This is a genomic window from Pseudomonas sp. sp1636 (genome assembly GCF_030376615.1).
In the GTDB taxonomy this organism is placed as follows: domain Bacteria; phylum Pseudomonadota; class Gammaproteobacteria; order Pseudomonadales; family Pseudomonadaceae; genus Aquipseudomonas.
Window position 1 is genome coordinate 1 of record NZ_JARRAB010000022.1, and the last position, 24,901, is coordinate 24,901.

A 24,901-nucleotide genomic window follows, 5' to 3' on the forward strand; every position below is an offset into this window, starting at 1 on the left:
CCCGCTGTCAACCACCCTTTCCACCCGCTTTCGATCACCTCGACCGAAGCACCGACAAGCGCAAATCAGCCCCTGTCAGCCCGGCGCATTCTACACAGCTTGCGCTGCTTTGCAATCTCTCATTTTAAGTTAACTTCTTGTTTTACAAGAGGTTTCCAGAGAGACCTGCGCCGAAAGAGGGGCGAATTATAGGCCCAAAAGAAACTGCGTCAACGGTTATTTGGCTTTTATGGATATTAACGTCTCGTCGCTACGCAACCACCCTCGCTAAAAGGCCGAAACAGCAGCACCACATATCGATAGCGCAGACACGACAAAGCCGTTGATGCAACACCATCAACGGCTTTGTGACAACAGCATGAGCAATGATTAGTCGACAGTTTTACGACGACGCAATTGCAGCAAGTATTGCACCGGGCCAGAGGCCGCGTACGCCAGGAAGATAATCAGCAGAATCCGCGGAGGATCACTGAACACCACAGCAAAGACCAATACGACTGCCAGGATGGCAACAAAAGGCACCCGCCCTTTCAGATCCAGATCCTTGAAGCTGTAGTATTTGATATTGCTGACCATCAGCATGCCGGCAGTTGCCACCAATATGGCAACGGCAAAGGCCATGTTTGACCCCTTGATGCCGAAGTCACTGAAGGCCCACACGGTACCGGCAACCACGCCGGCTGCAGCGGGACTCGCCAAGCCAATGAAATAGCGTTTGTCGACGCTGCCTATCTGCGTATTGAAACGAGCCAGGCGCAATGCCGCACCCGCAACATAGATGAAGGCAACCATCCAACCGACCTTGCCCATACTACCCAGCGCCCATTCGAAGGCCAGCAATGCCGGCGCTACGCCGAAGGCGACCATATCGGACAACGAGTCATATTCCGCACCGAACGCACTCTGCGTATTGGTCAGTCGCGCCACTCGACCATCGAGACTGTCCAGCACCATGGCCACGAACACCGCAGCAGCAGCCACATAAAAGTTGCCGTTCATGGCATTGATGATGGCGTAGAACCCTGCGAACAGGTTGGCGGTAGTAAACAGGTTGGGTAGAAGATAGATGCCGCGATGACGCACCTTGCGGCCCTCGGCATCGTGGCCCTCTTCGATATGCTCATCGATGGGCAGCAGGCTTTCGGCGTCGGGGGCCGAGAGGGGCTCTTCTGGACGTTCGCTCATGAACAACACCTTGCAACTGATTTGGAGAATTTCGACAGCCATTCCAATCAGGATACGCCGTCAGCTTTGACTCAATGATCAGGCTTTATACCAGAAGCCTTGTCTCAGAATGAAAAAACGCGGCCATAGCCGCGTTTTTTCTCACACTACAAAAGCTTAGTTTTTGCTCTTGTCGACGATCTGGTTGGCAGTGATCCACGGCATCATGGAGCGCAGTTTCTCACCGACCACTTCGATACCATGGGCCGCGTTGTTGCGACGATAGGCGGTCATCGACGGGTAGTTGGCAGCGCCTTCCTGGATGAACATCTTGGCATATTCGCCGTCTTGAATGCGCTTCAGAGCGTTACGCATGGCTTGACGGGACTCGGCGTTGATCACTTCTGGACCGGTCACGTACTCGCCGTACTCGGCGTTGTTGGAGATCGAGTAGTTCATGTTGGCGATACCGCCTTCGTACATGAGATCCACGATCAACTTCAGCTCGTGCAGGCATTCGAAGTAGGCCATTTCCGGTGCGTAGCCCGCTTCCACCAGAGTCTCGAAGCCGGCCTTGACCAACTCGACGCAACCGCCACAGAGAACGGCCTGTTCGCCGAACAGGTCGGTTTCGGTCTCGTCCTTGAAGGTGGTTTCGATGATGCCGGTACGACCGCCGCCGACGCCCGAGGCGTAGGACAGGGCAACGTTCTTGGCATTGCCGGAAGCATCTTGATAGATAGCGATCAGATCAGGAATACCGCCGCCCTTGACGAACTCGGAACGCACGGTGTGACCGGGCGCCTTGGGCGCGATCATGATCACGTCGAGGTCGGCGCGCGGCACAACCTGGTTGTAGTGGATGGCGAAACCATGGGAGAAGGCCAGGGTGGCGCCTTGCTTGATGTTCGGCTCGATTTCGTTCTTGTACAGCTGGGACTGAAACTCGTCCGGGGTGAGGATCATCACCAGGTCAGCTGCCGCTACAGCAGAAGCCACGTCGGTCACTTTCAGGCCATGAGCTTCAGCCTTGGCTACAGTGGCAGAACCTTTGCGCAGGCCGACAGTGACATCGACGCCGGAATCTTTCAGGTTGCACGCCTGGGCATGGCCCTGGGAACCGTAACCGATGATGGCGACTTTCTTACCCTGAATGATCGAGAGGTCGCAGTCTTTGTCGTAATACACTTTCATGGAGAATTCCCCTATTTACCTGGCCTCAAGGGCCGTTCGCTAAAGGTTTAGATGCTGAGTACTTTGTCGCCACGGGCAATGCCCGTGACGCCACTACGTACGGTTTCCAGGATCGAGGCGGCGCCTATTGCCTGGATAAAGCTGTCCAGCTTGTCGCTCGTGCCGGCCAGCTGAATGGTGTAAACGCTGGTATTCACGTCAACGATCTGCCCGCGGAAGATGTCGGTGGTGCGCTTGACCTCGGCGCGCTGGGCACCAGTGGCCTTGACCTTGACCAGCATCAGTTCGCGCTCGATGTGGGCGCTTTCCGACAAGTCCACCAACTTGACCACTTCGATCAGCTTGTTGAGGTTCTTGGTGATCTGCTCGATCACCTCATCGTGGCCGACGGTGGTCAACGTCAGACGCGACAGGGTCGGGTCTTCGGTCGGCGCCACGGTCAGGCTTTCGATGTTGTAGTTGCGCTGCGAGAACAGACCGACCACGCGGGACAATGCGCCTGGCTCGTTTTCCAGTAGCAGGGAAATAATGTGTCGCATGATTAGGTACGCTCCGTCTTGCTCAACCACATATCGCGCATCGCACCGTCTTTGATCTGCATCGGATAGACGTGCTCGCTGGTATCGACCTGAATGTCGAGGAACACCAGACGATCCTTCAGTGCGAACGCCTCCTCCATCTTCGGCTTCAAGTCTTTCAGATCGGTGATGCGCATGCCGACATGGCCATAGGCCTCTGCCAGCTTGACGAAGTCAGGCAGCGACTCCATGTAGGAATGCGAATGGCGGCTGCCGTAGTTCATGTCCTGCCACTGGCGCACCATGCCGAGGGCGCCATTGTTCAGGTTGACGATTTTCACCGGCAGATCGTACTGCAAGCAGGTCGACAGCTCCTGAATGTTCATCTGGATGCTGCCTTCACCGGTCACGCAGGCGACGTCGTCATCCGGGAAACTGAGTTTGACCCCCATGGCCGCCGGAAAACCGAAGCCCATGGTGCCCAGACCACCGGAGTTGATCCAGCGATTGGGTTTGTTGAAGCGGTAGTACTGGGCCGCGAACATCTGGTGCTGACCCACGTCGGAAGTCACGAAGGCATCGCCACGGGTCACTTCACTGAGCGTCTCGATGACAGTCTGCGGCTTGATGATAGTGCCGTCGCCCTTGTCGTAGGGGAACATGCCGCGACTGCCGCGCCACTCATCGATTTGCTTCCACCAACTGGAGAGCGCCTCTTTGCTCGGGGTCTCGCCAATTTCCTTGAGGATCGCCACCATCTCGGTCAGTACGCTCTCCACCGGGCCAACAATCGGAATATCCGCCTTGATGGTTTTGGAGATAGAAGCCGGGTCGATGTCGATATGAATGATCTTGGCATGCGGACAGAACTTGCCTGCGCCATTGATTACCCGATCATCGAACCGTGCGCCAACCGCGAGGATCACATCCGCATGATGCATCGCCAGGTTGGCGGTGTAACTGCCGTGCATGCCGAGCATGCCGAGAAATTGCCGATCGCTGCCTGGATAGCCGCCCAAGCCCATCAGGGTATTGGTCACTGGCAGGTTGAGCATTTGCGCCAACTCAGTCAGCGGTGATGCCGCGCCCCCCATGATCACGCCGCCGCCCGCGTAAACAATCGGGCGCTTGGCGCTCAGGAGCATTTCCGCCGCCTTGCGGATCTGACCCGAATGACCACGCAGCGCCGGGCTGTAGGAGCGCAGCTTGACCTTCTTCGGGTAGACGTATTCGAATTTTTCCGCCGGGTTGGTCATGTCCTTGGGAATATCCACGACCACCGGGCCGGGACGGCCGGATTGCGCCAGATAGAAGGCTTTCTTCATGACCTCCGGAATTTCCGAGGCGTGCTTGATCATGAAGCTGTGCTTCACGATCGGCCGGGAAATACCGATCATGTCGGTTTCCTGGAAGGCATCGGTACCGACCATGTTGCTCGGCACCTGGCCGGACAGCACCACCATCGGGATGGAATCCATGTAGGCAGTGGCAATGCCGGTGATGGCATTGGTCGCACCTGGCCCCGAGGTCACCAGCACCACACCGGCCTTACCGGTGGCACGGGCATAGCCATCAGCCATGTGCGTCGCCGCTTGTTCGTGACGAACCAGGATGTGATTGACTTCTGGCTCCTTGAACAAGGCGTCATAGATATGCAGCAGGGCACCGCCAGGGTAGCCGTAAATGTTCTTAACGCCTTCGTCACGCAAGAAGCGGACGACCATTTCAGCGCCGGATAAAAGCTCCACGTTGTTCACCTCTAAAACGCCAGAAAACCGCCCGCAGCGGGACGGCTAAGATAGGTTTACTGCCAAGCAGAGCATGAGCGACGGTGGTCGCCGACTACGTCAGCTACTACTGAGCAAGTATTGGGAATGCCCCAAAGTGTTGCGGGGTCTTCCCACCCAGCGCGAGGTAACGCGTTGCGGGTGTAACAGGTCGGCGCGGGTAGCACCTCATGTCTACTGAGCTAAAGCCTGCTTGCGGCGGACTCCACTACAGCGAACGTCGAATTGTTCTGATTCGACGAGGGCAAGTCAAGTAATCCGTGATGGATTCTGCAACCGGAGACGTCTCTTCAAGCCTCTACCGGACAAGGCAGGCGTTCGGTTTTGCGCCGAAAAGTGCCCGAGAGGCCTGATTGGCTTGCTGCAACCGCGCGACGAGTAGCGCTACCGCGTACAGAGCCAAGTACGGCTCTTTAGCTTTGCGCCCGCACAGCAGAGGATAAATAGTTGTTCAGGCGGCCACGCGCTGTGACACAGCACAGGATGACGATTCGGCCGTTTTGGTTATAGTAGCCACCAGGTATCGCAGCTCTTAAAAAGGAAACAGCATGCGCCGTATGATCCTCACCAGCAGCCTGCTGCTCGCCCTGAGCGCAAGCGCCATGGCCAGTCAGGTATACAAATGGGTCGATGCACAAGGGGGCACTCACTTTGGCGCACAGCCGCCACAAGGCCAGCAAGCCACCACCATCAACACCGCAGCCCCGCCACCCAAGACTGGCGGATCCGTCGCGACGCCCACTTTCGAGAGCATGGCCGATCCGGAGCAAGCCGCTATCGATGAAAAAGTGAAGCAAGAAGTCGCGATCCAGGAAGCCGAACGCAAGAAATACTGCCAAACCGTGCGCACCAATCTGGCGCAGCTGGAAAACAACCCACGTGTGCGCCTAGAGGTCGACGGCGAAGTACGCCGCCTGAATGAAGAAGAGCGCCAGCAGCGCATCGACGAAGCCAAACAGGCGATTGCCAAGAACTGCAAGTAAGCCGCCACATGCGGCAGCCCGCTAGACCGGATGCGGCCTCAGGCCGCACCACAAATCAGCCGATCGAACTCGCCCAACAGCCTGATCAACACTCGGGCCTGCTCACTGCGCCCACCATAGACCTGTTCGGCCATTGGCTGAATGCCGCAAGCTTCGGGCAACTCGGCACCGCTCTCGAGCAGACACTTCATGCGCGGCAGGAACACCCACTGCAACCATTGCTCGAAAGCCAGCGTATCGACGCAAAAAGGTTGCTGACTGGCCAGGGCTTGAGCGCTCGGCGCCTGGTCGCCCCACCAGCCTTGCAGGCGCAACTCGCGTTCGATCAGCAACAACTGCTGGGCAATCGCAGGCACGCGTGCGTCCATCAGAGGCTGACCCGCGCCCGCTCGCGCGCCTGCGCTGCGCCGGCGGGGTCACCCTGACGTTCACGCGCCTGGGCAATCAAGTTCCACAGGCTGGCCTGCAGCGCCGGACGACCGCTGGCATAGCTCAGGCCGCGACGAGCGAACTGCTCGGCCTGCGCCGCGTCGCCTTGGGCCAAGCGCACTTCCGCCAGGCGATAAAGCACTTGCGGTTCGCGTGGAGCGATGCGCTGGGCGCGCTCCAGGCTGGACGCTGCACCATTCAGATCTCCGCTACCTTGCTGCTGCTGGGCGGCGGTAAGCAATGCCAGCACCGGCCCGTCCAGCTGTTCGTCGGCGGCCAAACCGCCAGCGCTCGGGATACCGCTCGGCATCGAAGGCGACGGCACGCTATACCCTCCGCCAGCGGGCTCGCTGATGACAGGTGCGGTGCTAAAAGATTCGCCGCCCACCCCACCACTGCTTAGCGGTGAGCTTGGCGCTGGAAAAGTCTGTATCGGCATCGAGCTGCCACCGCCCCCCGGCACCATGACCACCACACCGGAATCCTGCGGCTGACTCTGTGGCGGCTGGGCAGTCGAACCGCCGTAACCACCCGCAGCGGCTTGCTGCTGGCCATAGACCGAGGAGCTGGAATCGACAACGGGGATGGAGCCGCGCGGCACACTGGCACAACCGCCCAGCACTACCGAGGCGGTTAAAGCAGGAATCAACCACTTAATCACTTCGCACCCTCTTCACTTAATCCAACCAACCACGCACCCAATCCATCACCGAATCGACCGGAGCCTGAATACCGCAGGCCTGACCGTGGGCAGGTTCACTGCCGCGAATATACGGCATCTGTACGGCATTCGGGCAGCTCGGGTCGGAACCCTGGCCGCTGGCGGCATTCACCCAAGCCTGTACCACGTTATCCGGTAGCGGCATATCCAGCGGTAACGGATCGGCCTTGAGCATAAAGTCCGTCCAGACCTGCAAGGCACCGGTCGCGCCGGTCAACGGCGTAGGGCCATTGTCGTCACGACCGAGCCAGACCACCGCCAACAGATCCTGACTGAAGCCGGCGAACCAGCTGTCTCGTGAATCATTGCTGGTGCCGGTCTTGCCGGCCAGCGCCAGAGAACTGGGCAGGCGGCTGTACACCGAGCGCCCGGTACCCTCGCGCATGGTGCGCTGCATGGCATTTTGCAGCAGGTAGATCGCCCCGGCATCGAAACGCTGCTGAATCTGGTAGGGGTAGCGCTTAAGCGGCTCACCCTCGGCGGTCAGCACACTACGGATACCACGCAAAGGCGTGTTGAAGCCGCCGTTGGCCATGGTCTGATACATATCCGCCACCTCCATCGGAGTCAGCGCGCCAGCCCCCAGCAGCATCGACGGATAGGCCGGCCATTTACGCGTAACCCCCAGGCGCTCAAGAGTTTTGAGTACATTCGGCACCCCCAGTTCCAACCCCAGCTTGGCACTGGACAGGTTGTAGGAGTTAGTCAGGCCCTGGTACAGGTAAATGGTGCCATGGGCCTTGCGGTCATAGTTTTGCGGGCTCCAGACCTGGCCATCCTGCCCCTTGATCGAGAAGGGCTGATCTTCCAGCAAGCTGGTCAAGGTGTACTGACTCGGACGCTCCAGGGCGGCCAGGTAGATCGCTGGCTTGATCAGGGAGCCGATCGGCCTTAGCGCATCCAGGGCGCGGTTGAAGCCGGCATAACGCGGCTGACGACTACCGATAAGCACCTGAACTTCGCCGGTTTCCGGGTTGGTCACGACCATTCCGGCCTCAACCTGATCCACCCCCTTGCGCCCGGACAGGCGTTTCAGCGAATCGGCCAGGGCACTTTCGGCCTTGAGCTGGAGGATCGGGTCAAAGCTGGTGAAGATGCGCAGCCCTTCTTCGGTCAAATCCTCTTCACGGTAATCCTCACGCAACTGGCGCTTGACCAGATCGAGAAAAGCCGGAAACGAGCTATCGGCCATGCTCCCGCGCTGAGTCACACCGAGCGGCTTCTGCTTGGCCGCGGCGGCCTGCTCGGGCGTGATCACGCCCTGCTCGACCAGCACATCGAGCACCAGATTACGCCGCTCCAGGGCGCGCTCGGGATTGCGCCGCGGGTTGTAATAGGTCGGGCCCTTAACCATGCCGACCAGCAGAGCCACCTGCTCGAGTTTCAACTCGAACAGCGGCTGACTGAAGAAGTACTGACTGGCCAAACCGAAACCGTGCACCGCGCGCTGACCGTCCTGGCCAAGGAAAACCTCGTTGAGGTAGGCCTCGAGAATATCCTGCTTGTCGTAATGCAGCTCCAGCAACACGGCCATCATGGCCTCGGTGGCCTTGCGGATGAGGCTGCGCTCGTTGGTCAGATAGAAATTCTTGACCAATTGCTGGGTCAGGGTACTGCCACCCTGACGTACCTCACCAGCGGTGGCGTTGATCCAAACGGCACGGGCAATCGACTTGGGCGATACGCCAAAATGGTTGAAGAACTCACGGTCTTCCACCGCCACCAGGGTTTCCACCAGATAAGGCGGCACCTGCTCTAGCTTGATCAGCAAGCGGTCTTCCTGGTGCGCCGGGTACAGACCGCCAATCAGCATCGGCTCCAGACGGGCGACTGCCAGGCTGCTGCCGTTGGCCTGGCTCAGGCCGGCGACGTAATCGCCGGAAAAGCGCACACGGACGCGCTGTGAGGGCTCGCGGCTTTCATAGAACTGGAAGCCGCGCGTGTGCAGTTCGAGGTTATTGCCGGCGACCGACACGCCCCCCGGGCCACTGCCCGCGCTCTCCCGGCGATAACCGAGGGCATCCAGCTCCTTGAGAAAGTCGTCTTTGGCCAGTTTCTGGCCGACGAACAGCTCAAGGGGCCGGGCATAGACCTTGGCGGGCACGGTCCAGCGCTTGCCGGAGAACTTCTCCTGCACCACTGCATCGAGGTAAACCGCAAAGCCGGCCAGTACGACCAAACCGACCAAGCCGAGTTTGATAGCCCAGCCCAGCCAGGGGCGCATGCCACCTGAGCGGCGTTTTGAACGAGAACGAGGGGATCGGGTACGAGTCATGGCGCGGCATTATACGCACTTTGCCGAGGACAAGCAGGAGCAGTCCGGCGGTTTGCACAGCGGCGCTCAGCGGCCATAATGCCCGCCTCTTATTTGTTTGAAAGCCAAGGATCGCCCGTGAGCCAAGCTCTGATTGCCGCCCTGCAGAACCCGGCCCTATATCCCCACCCGGTAGAGGCTTTCCAGGTCATCGAGACGCATATCTCCTGGGTAGTGTTGACCGGCCCCTACGCCTACAAGATCAAGAAGCCGGTGAATTTCGGCTTTCTCGATTTCAGCGAACTGGCCGCTCGCGAACACTTCTGCCGGGAAGAGCTGCGCCTCAACCAGCGCCTAACCCAAGACCTGTACCTGGAAGTTTTGCCGATCGGCGGTAGCGTCGAAGCACCGCAACTGGGGGGTGATGATCCGGCCATCGAGTACGCCCTGAAAATGCGCCAGTTCCCCCAGGATCAGTTGCTCGCCGAAGTGCAGGCGCGCGGCGAGTTGAGCGAAGCGCATATCGACGCCCTGGCCGCACAGATCGCCCAGTTCCACCTCGATGCACCGCGGGTACCCCAAGCCCATGAACTGGGCTCGCCGCAAGCGGTGATGGCGCCTGTCAGGCAGAATTTCGAGCAGATCCGTCCATTGCTCGCGGACAAGGCCGACCTGCAACAACTCGACGCCCTGCAAGCCTGGGCCGAAAGCAGCTTCGAACGCCTCGAGCCCCTGCTGGCGCAGCGCAAGGCCGATGGTTTGATTCGCGAATGCCATGGCGATATCCACCTGGGCAACGTCACCCTGCTCGACGGCCAGGTCGTGCTGTTCGACTGCATCGAATTCAACGAACCCTTCCGCCTGATCGACATCGCCTCGGACGCCGCCTTCCTCGCCATGGATCTGGAAGACCGCGGCCTCAAGCCCTTCGCCCGACGCTTTGTCAGCGCCTGGCTGGAGCGCACTGGCGACTATGCCGCGCTTGAGCTGCTGAACTTCTACAAGGCCTACCGCGCCATGGTACGCGGCAAAGTCAGCCTGTTCCGCCTCGGCCAGGAGACCGATGCGGTCCAGCGCGCCGTGATCCTGCGCCAGTACCGCCGCTATGCCACCCTGGCAGAGAGCTACAGTGCCATCCCCTCACGCTTGCTGGCCATCACCCACGGGGTTTCCGCCGTCGGCAAGAGCCACGTCGCCATGCGCCTGGTCGAAGCCCTGGGCGCCATTCGCCTGCGTTCGGATGTCGAACGCAAGCGCCTGTTCGGCGAACAGAACAGCGCCGACAAAGACCAACTGAGCGCCGGCATCTACAACCAGGATGCCAGCGCGGCCACCTACCAACGCCTGCATCAACTGGCCGATGCCGCGCTGCACGCCGGCTTCCCGGTGGTGATCGATGCCACCTACCTCAAGCAGGCGCAGCGCCAGGCGGCCTGCCAGATTGCCGAAGACACCGGCGTGCCCTTCCTGATTCTCGACTGCCACGCCCCCGACGCCGTGATCGCCAGCTGGCTGGCACTGCGCCAGGACCGGGGCCAGGACCCCTCAGACGCGACCATGGAGGTGATCAAGGCCCAGCAAGCCGACCGCGAAGCCCTCTCCCAGGACGAACTGCTCCTCAGCACGCGGGTCGACACCCATGAAAGTGCCAGCCTGGACAGCCTGATCGCGCGGATTCGTCAGCACCTGCCGGGGCTGTAAACCCAGCGTTAGGGAAATACAGCCGCGACGGGCAAAGCGCGTCGCGGCTTCTATACTGGCTGGGAACCCACCACGGACGTCCCGCTCATGAGCCAGCCCTGTCAACTCGATAGCCCGCTCTACCAGCTGCTGCACAATGAAGACATTGCCGGCTTCAACGCCCATAAGCCCAAGGACGGCGAGGTAGACCTGTGCAATGGCGACTTTCGCGGGCTCGACTTGCGTGCTATCGACGCCAAGCGCATCAATTTCAGCGGCGCCTACTTCCGCGGTACGGATCTACGCGGGCTCGATCTGCGCGAGGCACTGCTTGAAGGCGCCAGCCTGGCCCATGCGCAGATTTCCGGCGCCTACTTCCCCGCCGACCTGAGCGCCGACGAGATACTCATGTCGGTCAACTTCGGCACACGCCTGCGCTACCGTACACGCTGATCATGAGCGAGATAGCCCGGCTGTTCGGCGCCCGTGCCGGAGCCTACGCCAGTTTCCGCCCAGACTACCCGGCCGCCCTGTTCGACTGGCTGGCCAGCCACTGCGCCGAACGGCAACGCGCCCTGGACATCGCCTGCGGCAATGGCCAGGCCAGCCGGCCATTGCGCCAGCACTTCGCCCAGGTGCTGGCCTGCGATGCCAGCGTCGAGCAACTGCGTGCCGCCGAAGCGCCTGCCGGGATCGGCTTGTTCGCTGCCAACGCCGAAGCACAACCCCTGGCCAGCGCCAGCCTCGACCTGATCGTGGTCGCCCAGGCCCTGCACTGGTTCGCCACCCCGGCTTTCTTCACCGAAGTCACCCGACTGCTCAAGCCTGGCGGCCTTTTCGCCGCCTGGTGTTACGGCTTGATGCGCATCAACGGCCCCCTGGATCAACTGATCGACACCTTCTACCGGGGCACGCTGGAGGGTTACTGGCCGCCCGGACGCGCCAGTGTCGACGCCGGCTACCGCGATATTCAGGCGCCCTTCCCACGCCTCGAAGCGCCGGCGTTCGCCATCGAGACGCACTGGAGTTTCACCCAGTTGACCGGCTATCTGCGCACCTGGTCGGCCGTACAACACTGGGAGCGCCAACAGGGCCGCGATCCGGTCAGCGAATTGGAGCCCGCACTCCTCAAAGCCTGGGGCGAGATCAAGCAGCCACACTTTATCCGCTGGCCACTACACTTGCTGGTAGGCACCGCGCCTTGAGTATTGCTTCACCTGCTCACAGACAGCGCAAGGAGGCTCGATGAATGACGAATTGCAACATCTGAAGAACCTTGGCAAAACCTCGGCACAGTGGCTGCATGCAGTCGGCATCCACAGCGCCAACGATCTGCGCAGACTGGGCGCCGTCGGCGCCTACCGGGCCGTACGTGCGCGCGGCTTTCGCGCCTCCAAAGTCTTGCTCTATGCCATCGAGGGTGCCCTGCTCGATGTGCACTGGAGCGAGTTGCCGCCAGCCCACAAAGCCGAATTGAATGGCCAACTCGATGCTTGCCCGGCACACAACAAGAGCTAGCTCACATCCTCTACGCGCAAGGATTTACCTGAGACCTGGCAACGCTTATTGTCTCAGGGACGTTCGTGCGCCTTAGCCAGACCAGCCAGTTCAAGGAATTACGCTCATGTATTTACTCGGGGAGCAACCGGCTTACGCCGACCAACTGATCAACCGACTGCAAAGCATCCCCACCCAGTTACTCGAAGGCCTGGCGCCCTGCGGTGCCGCCCTGCAACTGGAGCGAGTCGAAGATCTGGCTCCAGTGCTTCCAGGCAACCAGCTGTTCGTTATCGAAAATGGCTTGCTGCATGCCCTGGTCGACGAACGCCCGTTGTTCTATCTGCAGGAAGGTGATCTGGTCGGCCTGCGTCAGGGCATCGACCTGCCCAGTTGCCGCTACAGCAGTGACGAGCTCCTCAGCCTGATTCCCTATTCACGCAGTGAAGTGTTCAAGCACATCTATGTCAGCGAGCAGCGCCAGGAGCTGTTCATCCAGTACCTGATCGGTCACACCGCCCTGCTCTCCGACGCCTTGGCGCGTCTCAAACAACCGGAAATCCGCCCCGCGACCGGCTTCCAGCACTTCGCCGCCGGCGAGGAGTTGATCCACCAGGGCGATACCGCCGACCATGTATTCATCATCATCGAAGGCCACGCCACCGCCTATGTCGACGGGCACAAAGTCGGCGACGTGCAGAAAGACGAGATCTTCGGCGCCATGGCCGTGTTCACCCGCGAGAAGCGCAACGCCACCGTGCTGGCCAACGAGCCTTGCACGGTGATGGTGATCCCCAAGGAGCAGTTCCTCAGCCTGATGCAGAGCAACCCGCGCATCGCCCACAGCCTGATAGAAAACATGGCGCGGCGTATCGACCTGCTGAACAAGGAAGTCACCCAGTTGCGCCTGCCCGCCACCGCCTGACAACAGGCGGTGCGCCACCCAAGCAAACCCGGCCAAGTGCCGGGTTTGCTTTTTCTCAGCCAAGGCCTGGCGACACCCTGGAATTATTTTAGTAAAGCCAGTTGACTTGCAAATGATAATCGATATTATTAGCAACAACTGATCGCGAGATCAGCTGGTAAACTCAAGAGACCTTCAGTCGGCCTCTTCAGATTATCTCCTCATCAGGCTAATCACGGTTTTGACCCGGCTCTTGCCGGGTCTTTTTTTGTCCTCGAACAACGTACCCCCCCCTGTTCAGCGCCGCTTTCAGCCTCCACGCCTAGCAGGCCGTTGCTCAATATTCGAGCTTGGCATAGAGCGTCTTGCGTGACGCCTCGCGTGCCTGCTTGAGGGTGTGGATGCCGCGCTCGGCCAGCAAGGGAATCAGCTTGAGGAACACCTCGCCCGTGACCATGGCGTCACCCAGCGCGGTATGCCGGCCGATCACCTGCACGCCGAGGCGTGCGGCGATCTGTTCCAGACGATGTTCATCGGCGGCATGCCCCGGATGCACCAGGGCGGACAGCAGCAGGGTATCGAGCACCGGCTGGATAAAGCGGATCCCGGTCTGCGCCTCCTTGAGTTGCAGGAAGCGCATGTCGAAGGCGGCGTTGTGGGCCACCAGCACCGTCTCCTCGGCAAAGCGCTGGAACAACGGCAACACCTCGGCGATGTTCGGCTGCCCCGCGAGCATCTGCGGCGAGAGGCCGTGTACCTGCTGCGATTCGTGCGGAATGGGCCGATGCGGGTCGACCAGTTGCTCGAAGCATTCCTGCATGAGCAGACGGCCGTTGACGATGCGCACCGCGCCAATCGAGATGATTTCGTCGCCAGCGGAGGGCGCCAGCCCCGTGGTCTCGGTGTCGAACACGGTGTAGGTCAGTTCGCGCAGCGGGCGCTCGTCCAGCTCGGGAGTCTGCCCCGGTTGGCTGAACAGGTCGAAGTCGTAATACACCGGTCGCCCCTGAATCCTGGCCGGTGCTGGCGCCTGCGCTTGCGGCTGGCTCACCGGCAACTGCAGATACAGGCGATTGTCTCCGGCAAGCGCGTCGGCCTGGCACCAGAGCTCGCCGCCGTGCCGCTCCAGCACCTCCTTGAGGGTGCACGCGGCGGCGTCGTTTTCGGCAACCGGGCTGCACGGCCGCTGCTCCCACTCATGCAACTGCTGGGGCTCGAGCGCCGCCCCGCTCCAGCGCAGCGCCAGACGCACGAAGTGGCCTTCGACAGCCAACTCGAACACCACCTCACCAATACCCAAGGTGGCGACCATCGCCCCCATCAGCTGAGTCAACGCCTGCACCAGGGAGTAACTGTCCAGGCTCAACCAAAGCGATTCGTCGCCGCCCTCGTACCGCACGGTCAGCCCAAGCGTGGCGGCAAAATTACGCTGCAGGGCAAGCAATAGGTCGGTCGCCAGCATGTCCTCCAGCGGCCACTGCGGGCGCAACAGGTCGGCATGCCGACTCAGTGTCTGCTCGAGGTGCTGGGACAGCCGCTGCGCCTCGTCGCTGATCACCTTGCCGAAGCGTTGGCGGTGTTCGACATCCATCTGCGGGTATTGCTCCACGGTTTCCGCCGCCGCGCGGATGTTGCCCAGCGCCGCCCGGGTGCCTTCGGTAAGCTGTTGCAACAGCGCATCGCGACGGCTGTTGAGCTCGACCGAGCGGGTGATGTCGTCGAGAATCAGCACAAAACCGATCAGCTCGCCATGCTGATCCAGCACCGGCGCCATCTGTGCCCGCAACAGATGAGCACCACGCGCCGTGACGAAATGCGCCACCGGGCTGGGGTTGTCCTGTTCAAGACGCTGCCTGATCCGTTCCAGGGCATGCACGATCAGGCGCTGGTCGAGAATGCCGAAGATCGAGCGGCCCAGCCCGACCGGCGCGCCAGCCGGGCCTGCGGCGTCTGGCTCGAGCAACAGGCTGGCGCTGCTGTTGTAGAGCAGGATGCGACCCTCGCGATTACACACCAGCACGCTCTGTTCGAGTTCCGACATCAGCGCGGCCAGGCGATTCTTCTCCTGCTCCAAATGCGCATTGGCCTCCTCGACGCGCACCGCCACCTCGCGCTGCAATGCGCAATGCGCCTCGGCAAAGGCATTCAGCGCAGCGCCCAGCCGGCGCATGTCGCGGCTGCCGGCTGGGGTCACGCGGTGCGCGGGGTTGACCCGATGGATGATGCCGACCTCCTCGCTCAGGCGGATCACCACCTCGGGGTAGGCCGCCAGCCACAGGCGCAAGAGTATGCCGAACGGGATCAGCAGCAGCCCGGCGAGCACCACCAGCAGCGCACCGCGTCCGGCCAGCAGCGCGAGCACGGCGGCCCGCTCCTGGCTACTGAAGTCGGCCCACAACAGCCCCCCGGCGAGCGCCAGCAAACTGCCGAGCAGCAGGCTGAGGATGGCCAGCCAGAAGGCGAAACGCAGGCGTGGACTCATTGGTTATTCGACCGCCAACTGCGCGCCGATCTGCGCCAGCAACTCTTGAGTCGAGAACGGCTTGGTGATGTAGGCATTGGCGCCCAGCGCCAGGCCCTTGCTGATCTCGACCTCGCGGCCCTTGGCCGTCAGCATGACCACGCGCATATGCTGCCATAGCGGATTCTCGCGAATCTTCTGGCACACGTCGAAACCGCTCAGGCGCGGCAGCATCACATCGAGCAGCACCAGGTCTGGCGGCTGCCGCTCAATGGCCTCCAGGGCCTCCTGGCCATCGTGCGCCACCAGCACCCGATAGCCGGCCTGCTCGAGCAAAAACTCCAGCGAGATGACGATATTCGGTTCATCGTCGGCGATTAATACGGTTTTGCTCATACGCCATCCTCCGTCTCGCAGCCTGCGTCTGACGCGGCCGCACTCGCCTGTCCCAAGGGCAGGGTAAAGGAAAAAGTTGCCCCCTGTCCGCGCGCACTCTGCACCCACAGCCGGCCGCCGAAGTGCTCGATGATCTGCCGGCTGATCGGCAGCCCCAGCCCGGTGCCCTGCGGCTTCTCGGTGAGGTTGTCGCCGGCCTGGCGAAACTTCTCGAAAATGGTTTCCTGGTCGACCGGGTCGATGCCGCAACCGTTGTCGTGCACGTCCACCCGCAACGCCTGCGGCAGCACCTGCACGGCGATGCCGATGCGCCCCGCCTCGCGGTCGCAGAACTTGATCGCGTTGGAAATCAGGTTGAGCAGCACCTGCAACAGGCGATCGCGGTCGCCCAGCGCCGGCGGAATCTGCGCCGGCAGCTCGAGGCGCAGTTGCACACCCTGCTCCTGCAGCAGCTGGCTGGTGCTGGCCTGGGCATCCTCGATCACCTCGCGCAGATCGAGCGCGCCGGTGTGCCATTCGGCACGGCCCGACTCGAGTTTGGCCAGATCCAGCACCTGGTTGATCATCCGCGTCAGGCGCTCGCTCTCCTTGACGATGATGGCAACGAAACGCGCGCGCTGCAGCGGATCCAGCTCGGGGTTGTCGTTGAGAATCTCGGAGAAGGCACGAATCGAGGTCAGCGGCGTGCGCAGCTCGTGGGTCACGGTGGAGATGAAGTCGTCCTTCAGGCGGTCGAGCTCCTGCAGCCGCGCATTGGCCGCGCGCAGTTCGCCGGTGGCGACCTCCAGTTCGTGCGACTGCTGCTCCAGACGGCGGCTGTAGGCGATCACCTGCGAGGCTTCGTCGAGGATGTCGAGCACCTCGTCCATGCCCAGCGGCTCCTCCTGCACCACCGAGGCCAGCATCACCCGCGCCGAGGCGGCCCCGATCGCCCCCGCCAGTTGTTGCTCGGCGAAGTGCACCAGATCGGCATCCGGCACCAGTTCGGCACTCGACGCCAGGCCGCGCTGCGCGGCGTAGCCGGCGAAGGCTCCGGCGGCCCGCGGCGGGCCGAGGAAGCGCCCGACCAGGGCGATCACCTCCGTCACCGAGGCGCTGCCGCGCCACAGGCTGGAGCCGCGCCCGGCCACCTTGAAGACGTCGACGAACAGCAGCGCCTGGGCATGTTCGCGGCTGCTCTGGCGGCCGAACAACGACACCCCGACATAGGCACCGAGGTTGGCCAGCAGGCTCCAGAACAGCGAATGGCCGATCTCGTCCAGCCCGGTCAGGCCGAACAGCGCCAGCGGCTTGAGCCAGGCGATGGCCAGCGGCCCCTGCTCGATGAAGCTCAACGGCAACCAACCGGACTTGGCGAACGCCGGCAGCAACAGGGTATAGAGCCAGAGCAGGAAGCCCAGCGACAGCCCACTCAGGGCGCCGGCGCGGGTGCCCTGCTTCCAGTACATGCCGCCGAGCATCGCCGGGGCGAACTGCGCCACCGCGGCGAACGACACCAGGCCGATCGAGACCAGCGCATAGGCCTCGCCCGCCGCGCGGTAATACACATAGCCGAGCAACATCAACAACAGGATGGCGCCGCGCCGGATGCCCAGCAGCAAGCCTGAGAGATCCGTCCGCTGCGCCAGGCCGAGGGCCTTCCAGCGCAGCAGCAGCGGCATCGCCAGGTCGTTGCAGATCATCGTCGAGAGCGCGATGGTCTCGACGATGACCATACCGGTGGCGGCCGACAGCCCGCCGATAAACACCAGCAGCGCCAGCGACTCCTGGCGCAAGGCCATGGGCAGGGTGAGGACGAAGGTGTCGGCATCCACAGTGCCGGCGGGGAAATGCATCAAGCCGGCGAAGGTGATCGGCAGGACGAAGATATTGATCGCCAGCAGGTACAGCGGAAACAACCAGATGGCCTTGGCCAGGTGGTTCTCGTTGACGTTCTCGACCACGCTGATCTGGAACTGGCGCGGCAGAAACAGGATCGACAGCATCGACAGAAAGATCAGCGACACCCAGGAACCGTAAGTCCCGGCAGGGCCGCCGAGGGTCAGCAGTTGGTCGACATCGGGCAAGCGCGCGGCCTGTTCGAAGACGTCGGCGAAGCCATGGTAGAGGCCGAAGGTGACGTACAGACCGACCGCCAGAAACGCCAGCAGCTTGACCAGCGACTCGAAGGCGATGGCCGCCACCATGCCTTCGTGGCGCTCGGTCGCGTCGAGGTGGCGGGTGCCGAACAGGATGGTGAAGATCGCCAGCAGCAGCGCCACATAGAGCGCGGTGTCCTGCAGGACACCGAGCGCCTGACCCTGATTGGGCATCTGAATCGCCGGGTACTGCCAGAGAATCAGAAAGCTGCTGGAGACCGCCTTGAGTTGCAGGGCGATATAGGGGATGACCCCGACCACCGCGATCAGGGTGACCAAGCCGCCGAGCAGCGCGCTCTTGCCGTAGCGCGCGGCGATGAAGTCGGCAATCGAGGTGATGCGGTTGGCCTTGCTGATGCGGATCATCTTGCGCAGCACCAGCCAGAACAGCGCCGCCATCAGGGTCGGCCCGAGGTAGATCGGCAGGAAGCCGACGCCGCTGGCCGCCGCCCGGCCAACGCTGCCGTAGAAGGTCCAGGAGGTGGCGTACACCGCCAGCGACAGGGCATAGATGTAGGGGTTGGCGATGATCGAGCGGCCGGCATCGGCGCGCTTGTCGCCCCAGTAAGCGATAGCGAAGAGGATGCCCAGGTAGGCGCAGGAGGTCAGCAGGATCAGGCCAGCGAGCGGCATGGGCAGCGCCTCCTCATCGGCTCGAGCACTCGACGACCAGGATCATCGCCACGATCAGCAGCGCCCAGGCAATGAACAGGTAGGCGAACAACAGCGGAATACCGAACACCTCGCCGCCGCTATCGAACAGCGCCAGCAAGGGATAGCTGAACAGCAGGCAACCCAGCATGAACAATGCCACCAGCCGCTGTGCTCGCAGTATGCGCTTGGCCATAGCCCTTACCTCCTGGGCTAAGTGTGGCCGATTATTCGCGCCGCGCACTGCGCGACCATGGTAGGGGGCGTGCACTGGCGAACAGGCACGCGCCCTCTACGAACCGGCGAAATCGGCGCAGTAGTCGCGCCTCGGCAAGGCCGGGGTAAACCAGACGAAATCGGCGGCAGCGGCGCCGACCGGCTGGCCCACTTCGGCCAGGATCAGCACCAGGCTGGCGGCGCTATCGCCCAAGTCCGCCAAGTGCAGCGGCACGCCCAGGTCGCGACGCACATGAAAGATGCCCGCGAACAACAGGCTTGGCTGTGGCGCAGCCAGCAGCGCCGTGGCCATGCGGCGGTCACGCTGCTGCTGCACGGCGAGCATGGCCGGCAGCTGGCTCTTCGGCAGTTTGTCGCAATGGGAAGTCTCGATCTGCGCCAGCAAGGGCCCGTGCACAGCGGCTGCCGTCGAGAGTGGGCCGGTCAACGGCGGTCGCTTGCGATAAATTTGCCGCACTTGCGCGCGCTCCAGGTTGGCCGCCAACAGCGGGTACGGCTGGGCTAACGCGTGCCGCACGATCGGCCCGTATAGCGCCCAGGGCCAGCCTTTTTGCCAGGCCAGTGCAGCCGGAAGGTCGGCGACCTGCTGCCCCCCGAGCACACGGGCATGCAGCGCATCGACCTTGCTCTGCTGCTCGGGCGTGAGCATTTCCAGCAGCAGGCTACCCTGCCGACGGCGCGCCTCCAGCGCCTGCAGCAACCAGAGCTGCAGGGCGTGGTGATCGGGGTTGTCATGCTTCTCGCCGACCAGCACACGTGGCGCGGGAGCCAGATGTTCGAGCAATTGCTGCGGGCTCAGGCGCTGACCCGTTCTTAGATCGACGATCTGCCCCAGCTCGGCATGTTCGCGCCCTTCCGGGCTTTGCCAGGCGGGCAGCGGCGGCAGGCAGGCCTGGCAGCCGACCAGCAGGACGACGGCCAATACAAGCAGCACGCGCATAAGGGAATCCTTGGTGTTTGGGGGGGTTATGCAAAGAGTAGCAGCGCGGCGCTGGCGAGCGTTCATCCCGGGGAGCTCGCCCCCGACAAAAGCATCAGGGCGCAAGCCCCACCCGCCACTTGGCAGTCCTCGACAGATCGGGATAATGGCCGCCTACCTGGGAGATGCCGATGATGCGCTTATGCGCCCCGAACGAGCTGGCCGAAGGCCAGAGCCGGGGCTTTGTGATTGACGGCGAAAAACTGTTTGCCGTGCGCAAGGACGGCCAGGTGTTCGCCTACCGCAACCGTTGCCCGCACAAGGGCATCCCGCTGGAATGGCTGCCGGATCAGTTTCTCGACCACAGCGCCAGCCTGATCCAGTGCGCCACCCACGGCGCGTTGTTTCTCATCGATACGGGCGAATGCGTGGCCGGCCCCTGCGCCGGACAATCGCTAAAAGCGCTGAGCTGCGAGGAAAACCGCGAAGGGATCTGGCTGACCTCGTAGCCCGGATGCAATCCGGGGAATATCTCGCGCCAGATAGCGCTCCCCGGATTGCATCCGGGCTACAACGGCCTGGAGCGATTTGAGTGGCTACAAACGCACCTCGAGCCGACGCACCAGCTGAATCCGCTGCGGGCTGATCTGCGCGCCATAGGCCAGCACCTCGACCCCGGCACTGAGCGCTTCACGCAGGGCGGCGGCGTAGGCCGGGTCGATCTCCTCGGCCGGGCGCACCGCATCGACGTCCGTCAGATTGACGCAATACAGCTGCACCGCGCGCACGCCCTCGCGGGCCAACGCCGCCAGCTCGCGCAGGTGCTTGGCCCCGCGTTCGGTGCGCGCATCGGGAAACGCCGCCACCCGGCTGTCGGCAAAGCCCAGGGTCACGCTTTTGACTTCGACGAAGGCCGCGCCGCTCGGGTAGTCCAGGCGAAAGTCGATGCGGCTGCGCTCCTGGCCATAGGGCACTTCACGCTTCAGGGTGGTGAAGCCGGCCAGCTCGGTGATCAGCCCGCCACGCAGCGCCTCTTCGACCAGGCCGTTGGCGCGTGCGGTATTGATCACCGCCAGACGACCCTGCGGCGTTTCGCCGATCTCCCAGGTGCCCGGCAGCTTGCGTTTGGGATCATTGCTGCGGCTGAACCAGATCCGCGCGCCTTCGCTCATGCAGTTGAGCATCGAGCCGGTGTTGGGGCAATGAATGGTCAATAACTCACCGTCCACAGTTTCGATATCGGCCAGGAAGCGTTTGTAGCGGCGCAGCAGCCGCCCCTGCTCCAGCGGCGGTTCAAAGCGCATCGGGGCGCCAGCTTTTCAGGCCACGGGCGATGCGTTCGACGGCCTGCTGCAGGCGTGGCAGGTCCTGGGTGTAGGAGAAGCGCACATGTCGGCTGGCCAGATGACGACCGAAGTCCAGCCCCGGAGTGAAGGCCACATGCTCGGTTTCGAGAAAGTGCTGACAGAAGGCGAAGGCGTCGCCGCCAAAGGCGCTGATATCGGCATATAGATAGAAGGCGCCTTCGGGCTCAACGGCAATCTTGAAGCCCAGCTCACGCAACGCCGGCAGCAAAAAATCGCGACGGCGGGCGAATTCGTGCCGGCGCTGTTCGAGAATCTCCAGGGTCTGCGCCTCGAAACAGGCCAACGCGGCATGCTGGGCCATGCTCGGCGCGCTGATATACAGGTTCTGCGCCAGCTTCTCCAGATCCGCCACGGCCTCCTGCGGCGCCACCAGCCAGCCAAGCCGCCAGCCGGTCATGCCGAAGTATTTGGAGAAACTGTTGAGCACAAAGGCCTCGTCGTCCACTTCCAGCACGCTGCTGGCGTCCACGCCATAGGTCAGGCCGTGATAGATCTCGTCGACCACCAGATGGCCGCCGCGCTCTTTCAACGCCCGGGACAACCCTGCCAGCTCGTCACCGGACAACAGCGTGCCGGTCGGGTTGGCTGGCGAGGCGACCAGCGCGCCGACGCTGTCCTTGTCCCAATGGCGCGCGACCAGATCCGCGGTCAGTTGATAGCGCACCTCAGGCCCCACCGGCACCAGTTGCGCGGCGCCTTCGACCAGGCGCAGGAAATGCCGGTTGCACGGGTAGCCCGGGTCGGCCAGCAGCCAGTGCTTGCCGGGGTCGACCAACAGACTGCTGGCCAATAACAAGGCGCCGGAGCCACCCGGGGTAATCAAAATCCGCTCAGGGTCTATGCTCAGTCGATAACGCTGTGCGTAGAACCCGGCAATCGCTTCACGCAGGGCCGGAATTCCGCGCGCCGCGGTGTAGCGGGTATGCCCAGCGGCCAAGGCGGCCTGGCCGGCGGCGACGATGGGCGCGGCGGTGGTGAAGTCCGGCTCGCCGATCTCCAGGTGGATGACATCGACGCCGGCGGCCTGCAACTGATTGGCGCGAGCCAGCAAGGCCATGACATGAAAGGGTTCGATGGCGCGGCTGCGCGCACTGTAGGACGTGGCCATGGACTTGCCTTGATAGAGGTTGAGGCGCGGATTCTACCCAAGCCTTGAGCGAAACGGCAGCAACCACGACAACCGGGAGTGGCGCGGCTGGTGTTGTTCTGGTAAGTTCGCCCGCTTGCAGCCGCAGGGCTGGTTTATAGCCGGCAATGGAAAGCATCCTGCGCAGTGGAATCGAGAGAGTGAGAGGCGTTCATCCATGCCCACCAAAGCAAAAGCAAAAAGCAGCCAACTGATTCGTGGCTTCGAACCCTACAAAGAAACCAAGGGTGAGGAGTACATGGGTGATCCGATGCGCGCCCACTTCACCAGCATCCTCAACAAATGGAAGCTGGAATTGATGCAGGAAGTCGATCGTACCGTGCATCACATGCAGGACGAGGCGGCTAACTTCCCCGATCCAGCAGACCGTGCCAGCCAGGAAGAAGAATTCAGCCTGGAACTGCGTGCCCGTGACCGCGAGCGCAAGTTGATCAAGAAGATCGACGAAACGCTGCAACTGATCGAAGACAACGATTACGGCTGGTGCGACTCCTGCGGCGTCGAGATCGGTATCCGCCGTCTGGAAGCCCGTCCCACCGCCACCTTGTGCATCGACTGCAAGACCCTGGCGGAAATCAAGGAAAAACAGATCGGTTCCTGATCTGACCCACGGGGCGCTGCGGCGCCCCGTGTTGTTTCTGCTCCTGCGCCCTCCTGCAGGAGCGGCTGCGGCCGCGCAAGCTCTCACCTCCTCCAGCACACAGCCTCTATATTGGCCCGTATGAACGCTCCCGCTTATATCGGTCGCTTCGCCCCCACCCCCAGCGGTTACCTGCACTTCGGCTCATTGGTCGCGGCGCTGGCATCCTACCTCGACGCGCGCGCGGCTGGCGGGCGCTGGCTGCTGCGCATGGAAGACCTCGACCCGCCACGGGAAGTCCCCGGCGCCCAGGACGCGATCCTCAGCACCCTGGACAGCTACGGCCTGCAATGGGACGGCGAACTGGTGCGCCAAAGCCAGCGCCATGCCGAGTACCAGGCGCTGGTCGAACGCTTACTGCAGCAGGGTCTGGCCTATGCCTGCACCTGCTCGCGCAAGCAACTGGAGGGCTGCCACGGCATCTACCCCGGCACCTGCCGCGACGCCGGCCACTCACCGCAGAATGCCGCGATCCGCCTGCGCGTGCCGAACCTGAGCTACGCCTTTAGCGACCGGGTGCAGGGCGAATACCGCCAGCACCTGGGCCGCGAGGTCGGCGACTTCGTCATCCGTCGGCGCGACGGCTTCTACGCCTACCAACTGGCGGTGGTGCTCGACGATGCCTGGCAGGGCATGACCGACGTGGTGCGCGGCGCCGACCTGCTCGACTCCACCCCGCGCCAGCTGTACCTGCAAGAACTGCTCGGCCTGGCCCAGCCGCGCTACCTGCACGTACCGCTGATCATCCAGCCCGACGGCCACAAACTGGGCAAAGCCTACCGCTCGCCGCCGCTGCCAACCGACCGGGCCGCACCGCTGCTGGTTCGCGCCCTGCATGCCCTGGGCCAAGAGCCACCTGGCGAACTGGAGCGCGCCCGCCCGCCCGAGCTGCTGGCCTGGGCAGTCCGCCACTGGGACGTCGGCCGCATCCCGCGCTGCCGCACCCTGGCCGAGGCGCAACTGCGCTAGCCTCATCGCGCCGCAAACCCTATGTTCATCGGTAAGCTTTGCGACGTCCCAGGATGGATGGCAATGGCGTCCCGCTCTCGCAGCCCGGATGCAATCCGGGGCGGTGTGGCGGCGACAATGACTTCCCCGGATTGCATCCGGGCTACATTACTGCCGATAACCGCAGGAGGGGCTTTAGCCCACGCGGACTAATCAGGGCTACTTTTCGCTGCGCCGAAGCGGCGCATTTCCCTTATCCTTACGCCCCATATTCAATCGCCCCACAGGATCGCCACATGCAAGCCCAACTCGAAGAACTGATCGGCAAGATAAGCTCGGGCTGCATGCTGGCCGAAGACATCGTGCGCATCGCTGCGGAAGCAGCCCAGGCCTACGCCGACCCGCAAGCCTTCCTCGCCGCCAACCCGGACATCAACTACGACGACAGCTTCCCCATCCCGCTCGGCGAATGGGTGGTGGTCGGCAGCCTGCCGGACACCGTATTGTTCCAGGCCGACAGCTACGAGCAGTTGTTCCAACAGATCGTCGACTCCTTCGGCCCGCAGGTCAGCTTCGTGCTCAAGCCCAAGCAGCTGGCCAAGACCGAAGCACTCAAGGCGCTCAACCGCATCCAGGTGCAACTCGCCAGTCTGTCGCCGGAAACCGGCGGCTATGTGCTGGTGGACTTCAGCGAAGCGCTGGATGACGAACTGCAAGCCGTGCTGGTGTATAGAAGCGACTTGGCGCGGGTGCTGGAACTGGCGGTGGAAGTGGGCATCTATGCGGCGCCGGCCTATGAGGCCATGCAAGCCGCGCATCCCCCTTCCAAGTAGGGTGCGCCGCGCGCACCATCCCACCGCCCTTCA

General features: G+C 62.6%; 24 protein-coding genes. 10 read left to right on the plus strand and 14 right to left on the minus strand.

Annotation, left to right across the window (positions count from 1 at the left end):
- Nucleotides 1-369: 369 nt before the first annotated feature.
- The 4 genes from pssA to P8H27_RS18410 all read right to left on the minus strand — a co-directional run bounded on the left by pssA (nt 370) and on the right by P8H27_RS18410 (nt 4,624).
- On the minus strand, nt 370-1,185 hold the full coding sequence (pssA, locus tag P8H27_RS18395; RefSeq protein WP_289639127.1) for a CDP-diacylglycerol--serine O-phosphatidyltransferase: 816 nt from the start codon (nt 1,183-1,185) through the stop codon (nt 370-372).
- A 156-nt stretch (nt 1,186-1,341) separates the two neighbouring features.
- Entirely contained in the window at nt 1,342-2,358 is a 1,017-nt protein-coding gene (ilvC, locus tag P8H27_RS18400) for a ketol-acid reductoisomerase (RefSeq protein ID WP_289639128.1), read from the minus strand.
- 47 nt (nt 2,359-2,405) lie between these two features.
- A complete protein-coding gene (gene ilvN, locus P8H27_RS18405) occupies nt 2,406-2,897 on the minus strand; it encodes an acetolactate synthase small subunit (RefSeq protein ID WP_079204842.1) in 492 nt (163 codons plus the stop codon).
- Between the two features lie 2 nt (nt 2,898-2,899).
- On the minus strand, nt 2,900-4,624 hold the full coding sequence (locus tag P8H27_RS18410; RefSeq protein ID WP_289639130.1) for an acetolactate synthase 3 large subunit: 1,725 nt from the start codon (nt 4,622-4,624) through the stop codon (nt 2,900-2,902).
- 587 nt (nt 4,625-5,211) lie between these two features.
- Here P8H27_RS18410 and P8H27_RS18415 point away from each other — a divergent pair.
- A complete protein-coding gene (locus P8H27_RS18415) occupies nt 5,212-5,646 on the plus strand; it encodes a DUF4124 domain-containing protein (RefSeq protein WP_289639132.1) in 435 nt (144 codons plus the stop codon).
- A 38-nt stretch (nt 5,647-5,684) separates the two neighbouring features.
- Here the strand turns inward: P8H27_RS18415 and P8H27_RS18420 are convergent, their stop codons facing one another.
- The 3 genes from P8H27_RS18420 to mrcB are packed head-to-tail and all read right to left on the minus strand — an operon-like array spanning nt 5,685 to nt 9,071.
- Nucleotides 5,685-6,014 carry a YqcC family protein gene (locus P8H27_RS18420; protein ID WP_289639134.1) on the minus strand — a complete coding sequence of 110 codons (330 nt, stop codon included), beginning with the start codon at nt 6,012-6,014 and terminating at the stop codon, nt 5,685-5,687.
- On the minus strand, nt 6,014-6,736 hold the full coding sequence (locus P8H27_RS18425; RefSeq protein ID WP_289639136.1) for a tetratricopeptide repeat protein: 723 nt from the start codon (nt 6,734-6,736) through the stop codon (nt 6,014-6,016). Before P8H27_RS18425 ends, P8H27_RS18420 begins: the two co-directional genes overlap by 1 nt.
- A gap of 16 nt (nt 6,737-6,752) precedes the next feature.
- On the minus strand, nt 6,753-9,071 hold the full coding sequence (mrcB, locus tag P8H27_RS18430) for a penicillin-binding protein 1B (RefSeq protein WP_289639137.1): 2,319 nt from the start codon (nt 9,069-9,071) through the stop codon (nt 6,753-6,755).
- Between the two features lie 117 nt (nt 9,072-9,188).
- Between mrcB and P8H27_RS18435 the strand changes: the two genes are divergently transcribed.
- From P8H27_RS18435 to P8H27_RS18455, 5 genes are all read left to right on the plus strand, one after another.
- The gene (locus P8H27_RS18435; protein WP_289639139.1) at nt 9,189-10,751 is read left to right on the plus strand and encodes a bifunctional aminoglycoside phosphotransferase/ATP-binding protein; all 1,563 of its coding nucleotides are present in this window, start codon (nt 9,189-9,191) and stop codon (nt 10,749-10,751) included.
- A gap of 87 nt (nt 10,752-10,838) precedes the next feature.
- On the plus strand, nt 10,839-11,183 hold the full coding sequence (locus tag P8H27_RS18440; protein WP_289639140.1) for a pentapeptide repeat-containing protein: 345 nt from the start codon (nt 10,839-10,841) through the stop codon (nt 11,181-11,183).
- Nucleotides 11,184-11,185: 2 nt separating this feature from the next.
- Nucleotides 11,186-11,935 (plus strand): class I SAM-dependent methyltransferase, encoded by a 750-nt coding sequence (locus P8H27_RS18445; protein ID WP_289639141.1) that lies wholly within the window; start codon nt 11,186-11,188, stop codon nt 11,933-11,935.
- Between the two features lie 40 nt (nt 11,936-11,975).
- Complete coding sequence (locus tag P8H27_RS18450; RefSeq protein WP_289639142.1) at nt 11,976-12,248, plus strand: TfoX/Sxy family protein; 273 nt, start codon at nt 11,976-11,978, stop codon at nt 12,246-12,248.
- A gap of 106 nt (nt 12,249-12,354) precedes the next feature.
- Nucleotides 12,355-13,152, plus strand: a complete 798-nt coding sequence (locus P8H27_RS18455; protein WP_289639143.1) for a Crp/Fnr family transcriptional regulator — start codon at nt 12,355-12,357, stop codon at nt 13,150-13,152.
- 316 nt (nt 13,153-13,468) lie between these two features.
- On the opposite strand, the gene P8H27_RS18460 is transcribed toward P8H27_RS18455, so the two are convergent.
- The 5 genes from P8H27_RS18460 to P8H27_RS18480 all read right to left on the minus strand — a co-directional run bounded on the left by P8H27_RS18460 (nt 13,469) and on the right by P8H27_RS18480 (nt 19,954).
- Nucleotides 13,469-15,613 carry an exonuclease domain-containing protein gene (locus P8H27_RS18460; RefSeq protein WP_289639144.1) on the minus strand — a complete coding sequence of 715 codons (2,145 nt, stop codon included), beginning with the start codon at nt 15,611-15,613 and terminating at the stop codon, nt 13,469-13,471.
- Between the two features lie 3 nt (nt 15,614-15,616).
- Nucleotides 15,617-15,988, minus strand: coding sequence for a response regulator transcription factor (locus P8H27_RS18465; RefSeq protein WP_289639145.1), 372 nt, complete (start codon nt 15,986-15,988; stop codon nt 15,617-15,619).
- Nucleotides 15,985-18,759: a sensor histidine kinase gene (locus P8H27_RS18470; protein ID WP_289639147.1), complete on the minus strand. Its 2,775-nt coding sequence runs from the start codon at nt 18,757-18,759 to the stop codon at nt 15,985-15,987. The genes P8H27_RS18465 and P8H27_RS18470 overlap by 4 nt, the downstream gene beginning before the upstream one ends.
- Nucleotides 18,760-18,772: 13 nt before the next feature.
- On the minus strand, nt 18,773-18,973 hold the full coding sequence (locus P8H27_RS18475) for a hypothetical protein (RefSeq protein ID WP_289639149.1): 201 nt from the start codon (nt 18,971-18,973) through the stop codon (nt 18,773-18,775).
- A gap of 96 nt (nt 18,974-19,069) precedes the next feature.
- Entirely contained in the window at nt 19,070-19,954 is an 885-nt protein-coding gene (locus P8H27_RS18480) for a ChaN family lipoprotein (protein WP_289639151.1), read from the minus strand.
- A 170-nt stretch (nt 19,955-20,124) separates the two neighbouring features.
- Here P8H27_RS18480 and P8H27_RS18485 point away from each other — a divergent pair, with 170 nt between their 5' ends.
- The gene (locus P8H27_RS18485; RefSeq protein WP_289639152.1) at nt 20,125-20,442 is read left to right on the plus strand and encodes a Rieske (2Fe-2S) protein; all 318 of its coding nucleotides are present in this window, start codon (nt 20,125-20,127) and stop codon (nt 20,440-20,442) included.
- Between the two features lie 87 nt (nt 20,443-20,529).
- Here P8H27_RS18485 and sfsA read toward each other — a convergent pair whose 3' ends face one another.
- Both sfsA and P8H27_RS18495 read right to left on the minus strand, forming a co-directional pair.
- A complete protein-coding gene (sfsA, locus tag P8H27_RS18490) occupies nt 20,530-21,237 on the minus strand; it encodes a DNA/RNA nuclease SfsA (protein WP_289639153.1) in 708 nt (235 codons plus the stop codon).
- Nucleotides 21,227-22,408 carry a pyridoxal phosphate-dependent aminotransferase gene (locus P8H27_RS18495; protein ID WP_289639154.1) on the minus strand — a complete coding sequence of 394 codons (1,182 nt, stop codon included), beginning with the start codon at nt 22,406-22,408 and terminating at the stop codon, nt 21,227-21,229. Before P8H27_RS18495 ends, sfsA begins: the two co-directional genes overlap by 11 nt.
- A gap of 196 nt (nt 22,409-22,604) precedes the next feature.
- Here P8H27_RS18495 and dksA point away from each other — a divergent pair, with 196 nt between their 5' ends.
- From dksA to P8H27_RS18510, 3 genes are all read left to right on the plus strand, one after another.
- The gene (gene dksA, locus P8H27_RS18500; RefSeq protein ID WP_289639155.1) at nt 22,605-23,048 is read left to right on the plus strand and encodes an RNA polymerase-binding protein DksA; all 444 of its coding nucleotides are present in this window, start codon (nt 22,605-22,607) and stop codon (nt 23,046-23,048) included.
- A gap of 120 nt (nt 23,049-23,168) precedes the next feature.
- Nucleotides 23,169-24,056, plus strand: coding sequence for a tRNA glutamyl-Q(34) synthetase GluQRS (gene gluQRS, locus P8H27_RS18505; protein ID WP_289639157.1), 888 nt, complete (start codon nt 23,169-23,171; stop codon nt 24,054-24,056).
- Between the two features lie 275 nt (nt 24,057-24,331).
- Nucleotides 24,332-24,868, plus strand: a complete 537-nt coding sequence (locus tag P8H27_RS18510) for a hypothetical protein (RefSeq protein ID WP_289639158.1) — start codon at nt 24,332-24,334, stop codon at nt 24,866-24,868.
- The last annotated feature ends 33 nt before the right edge of the window (nt 24,869-24,901 follow it).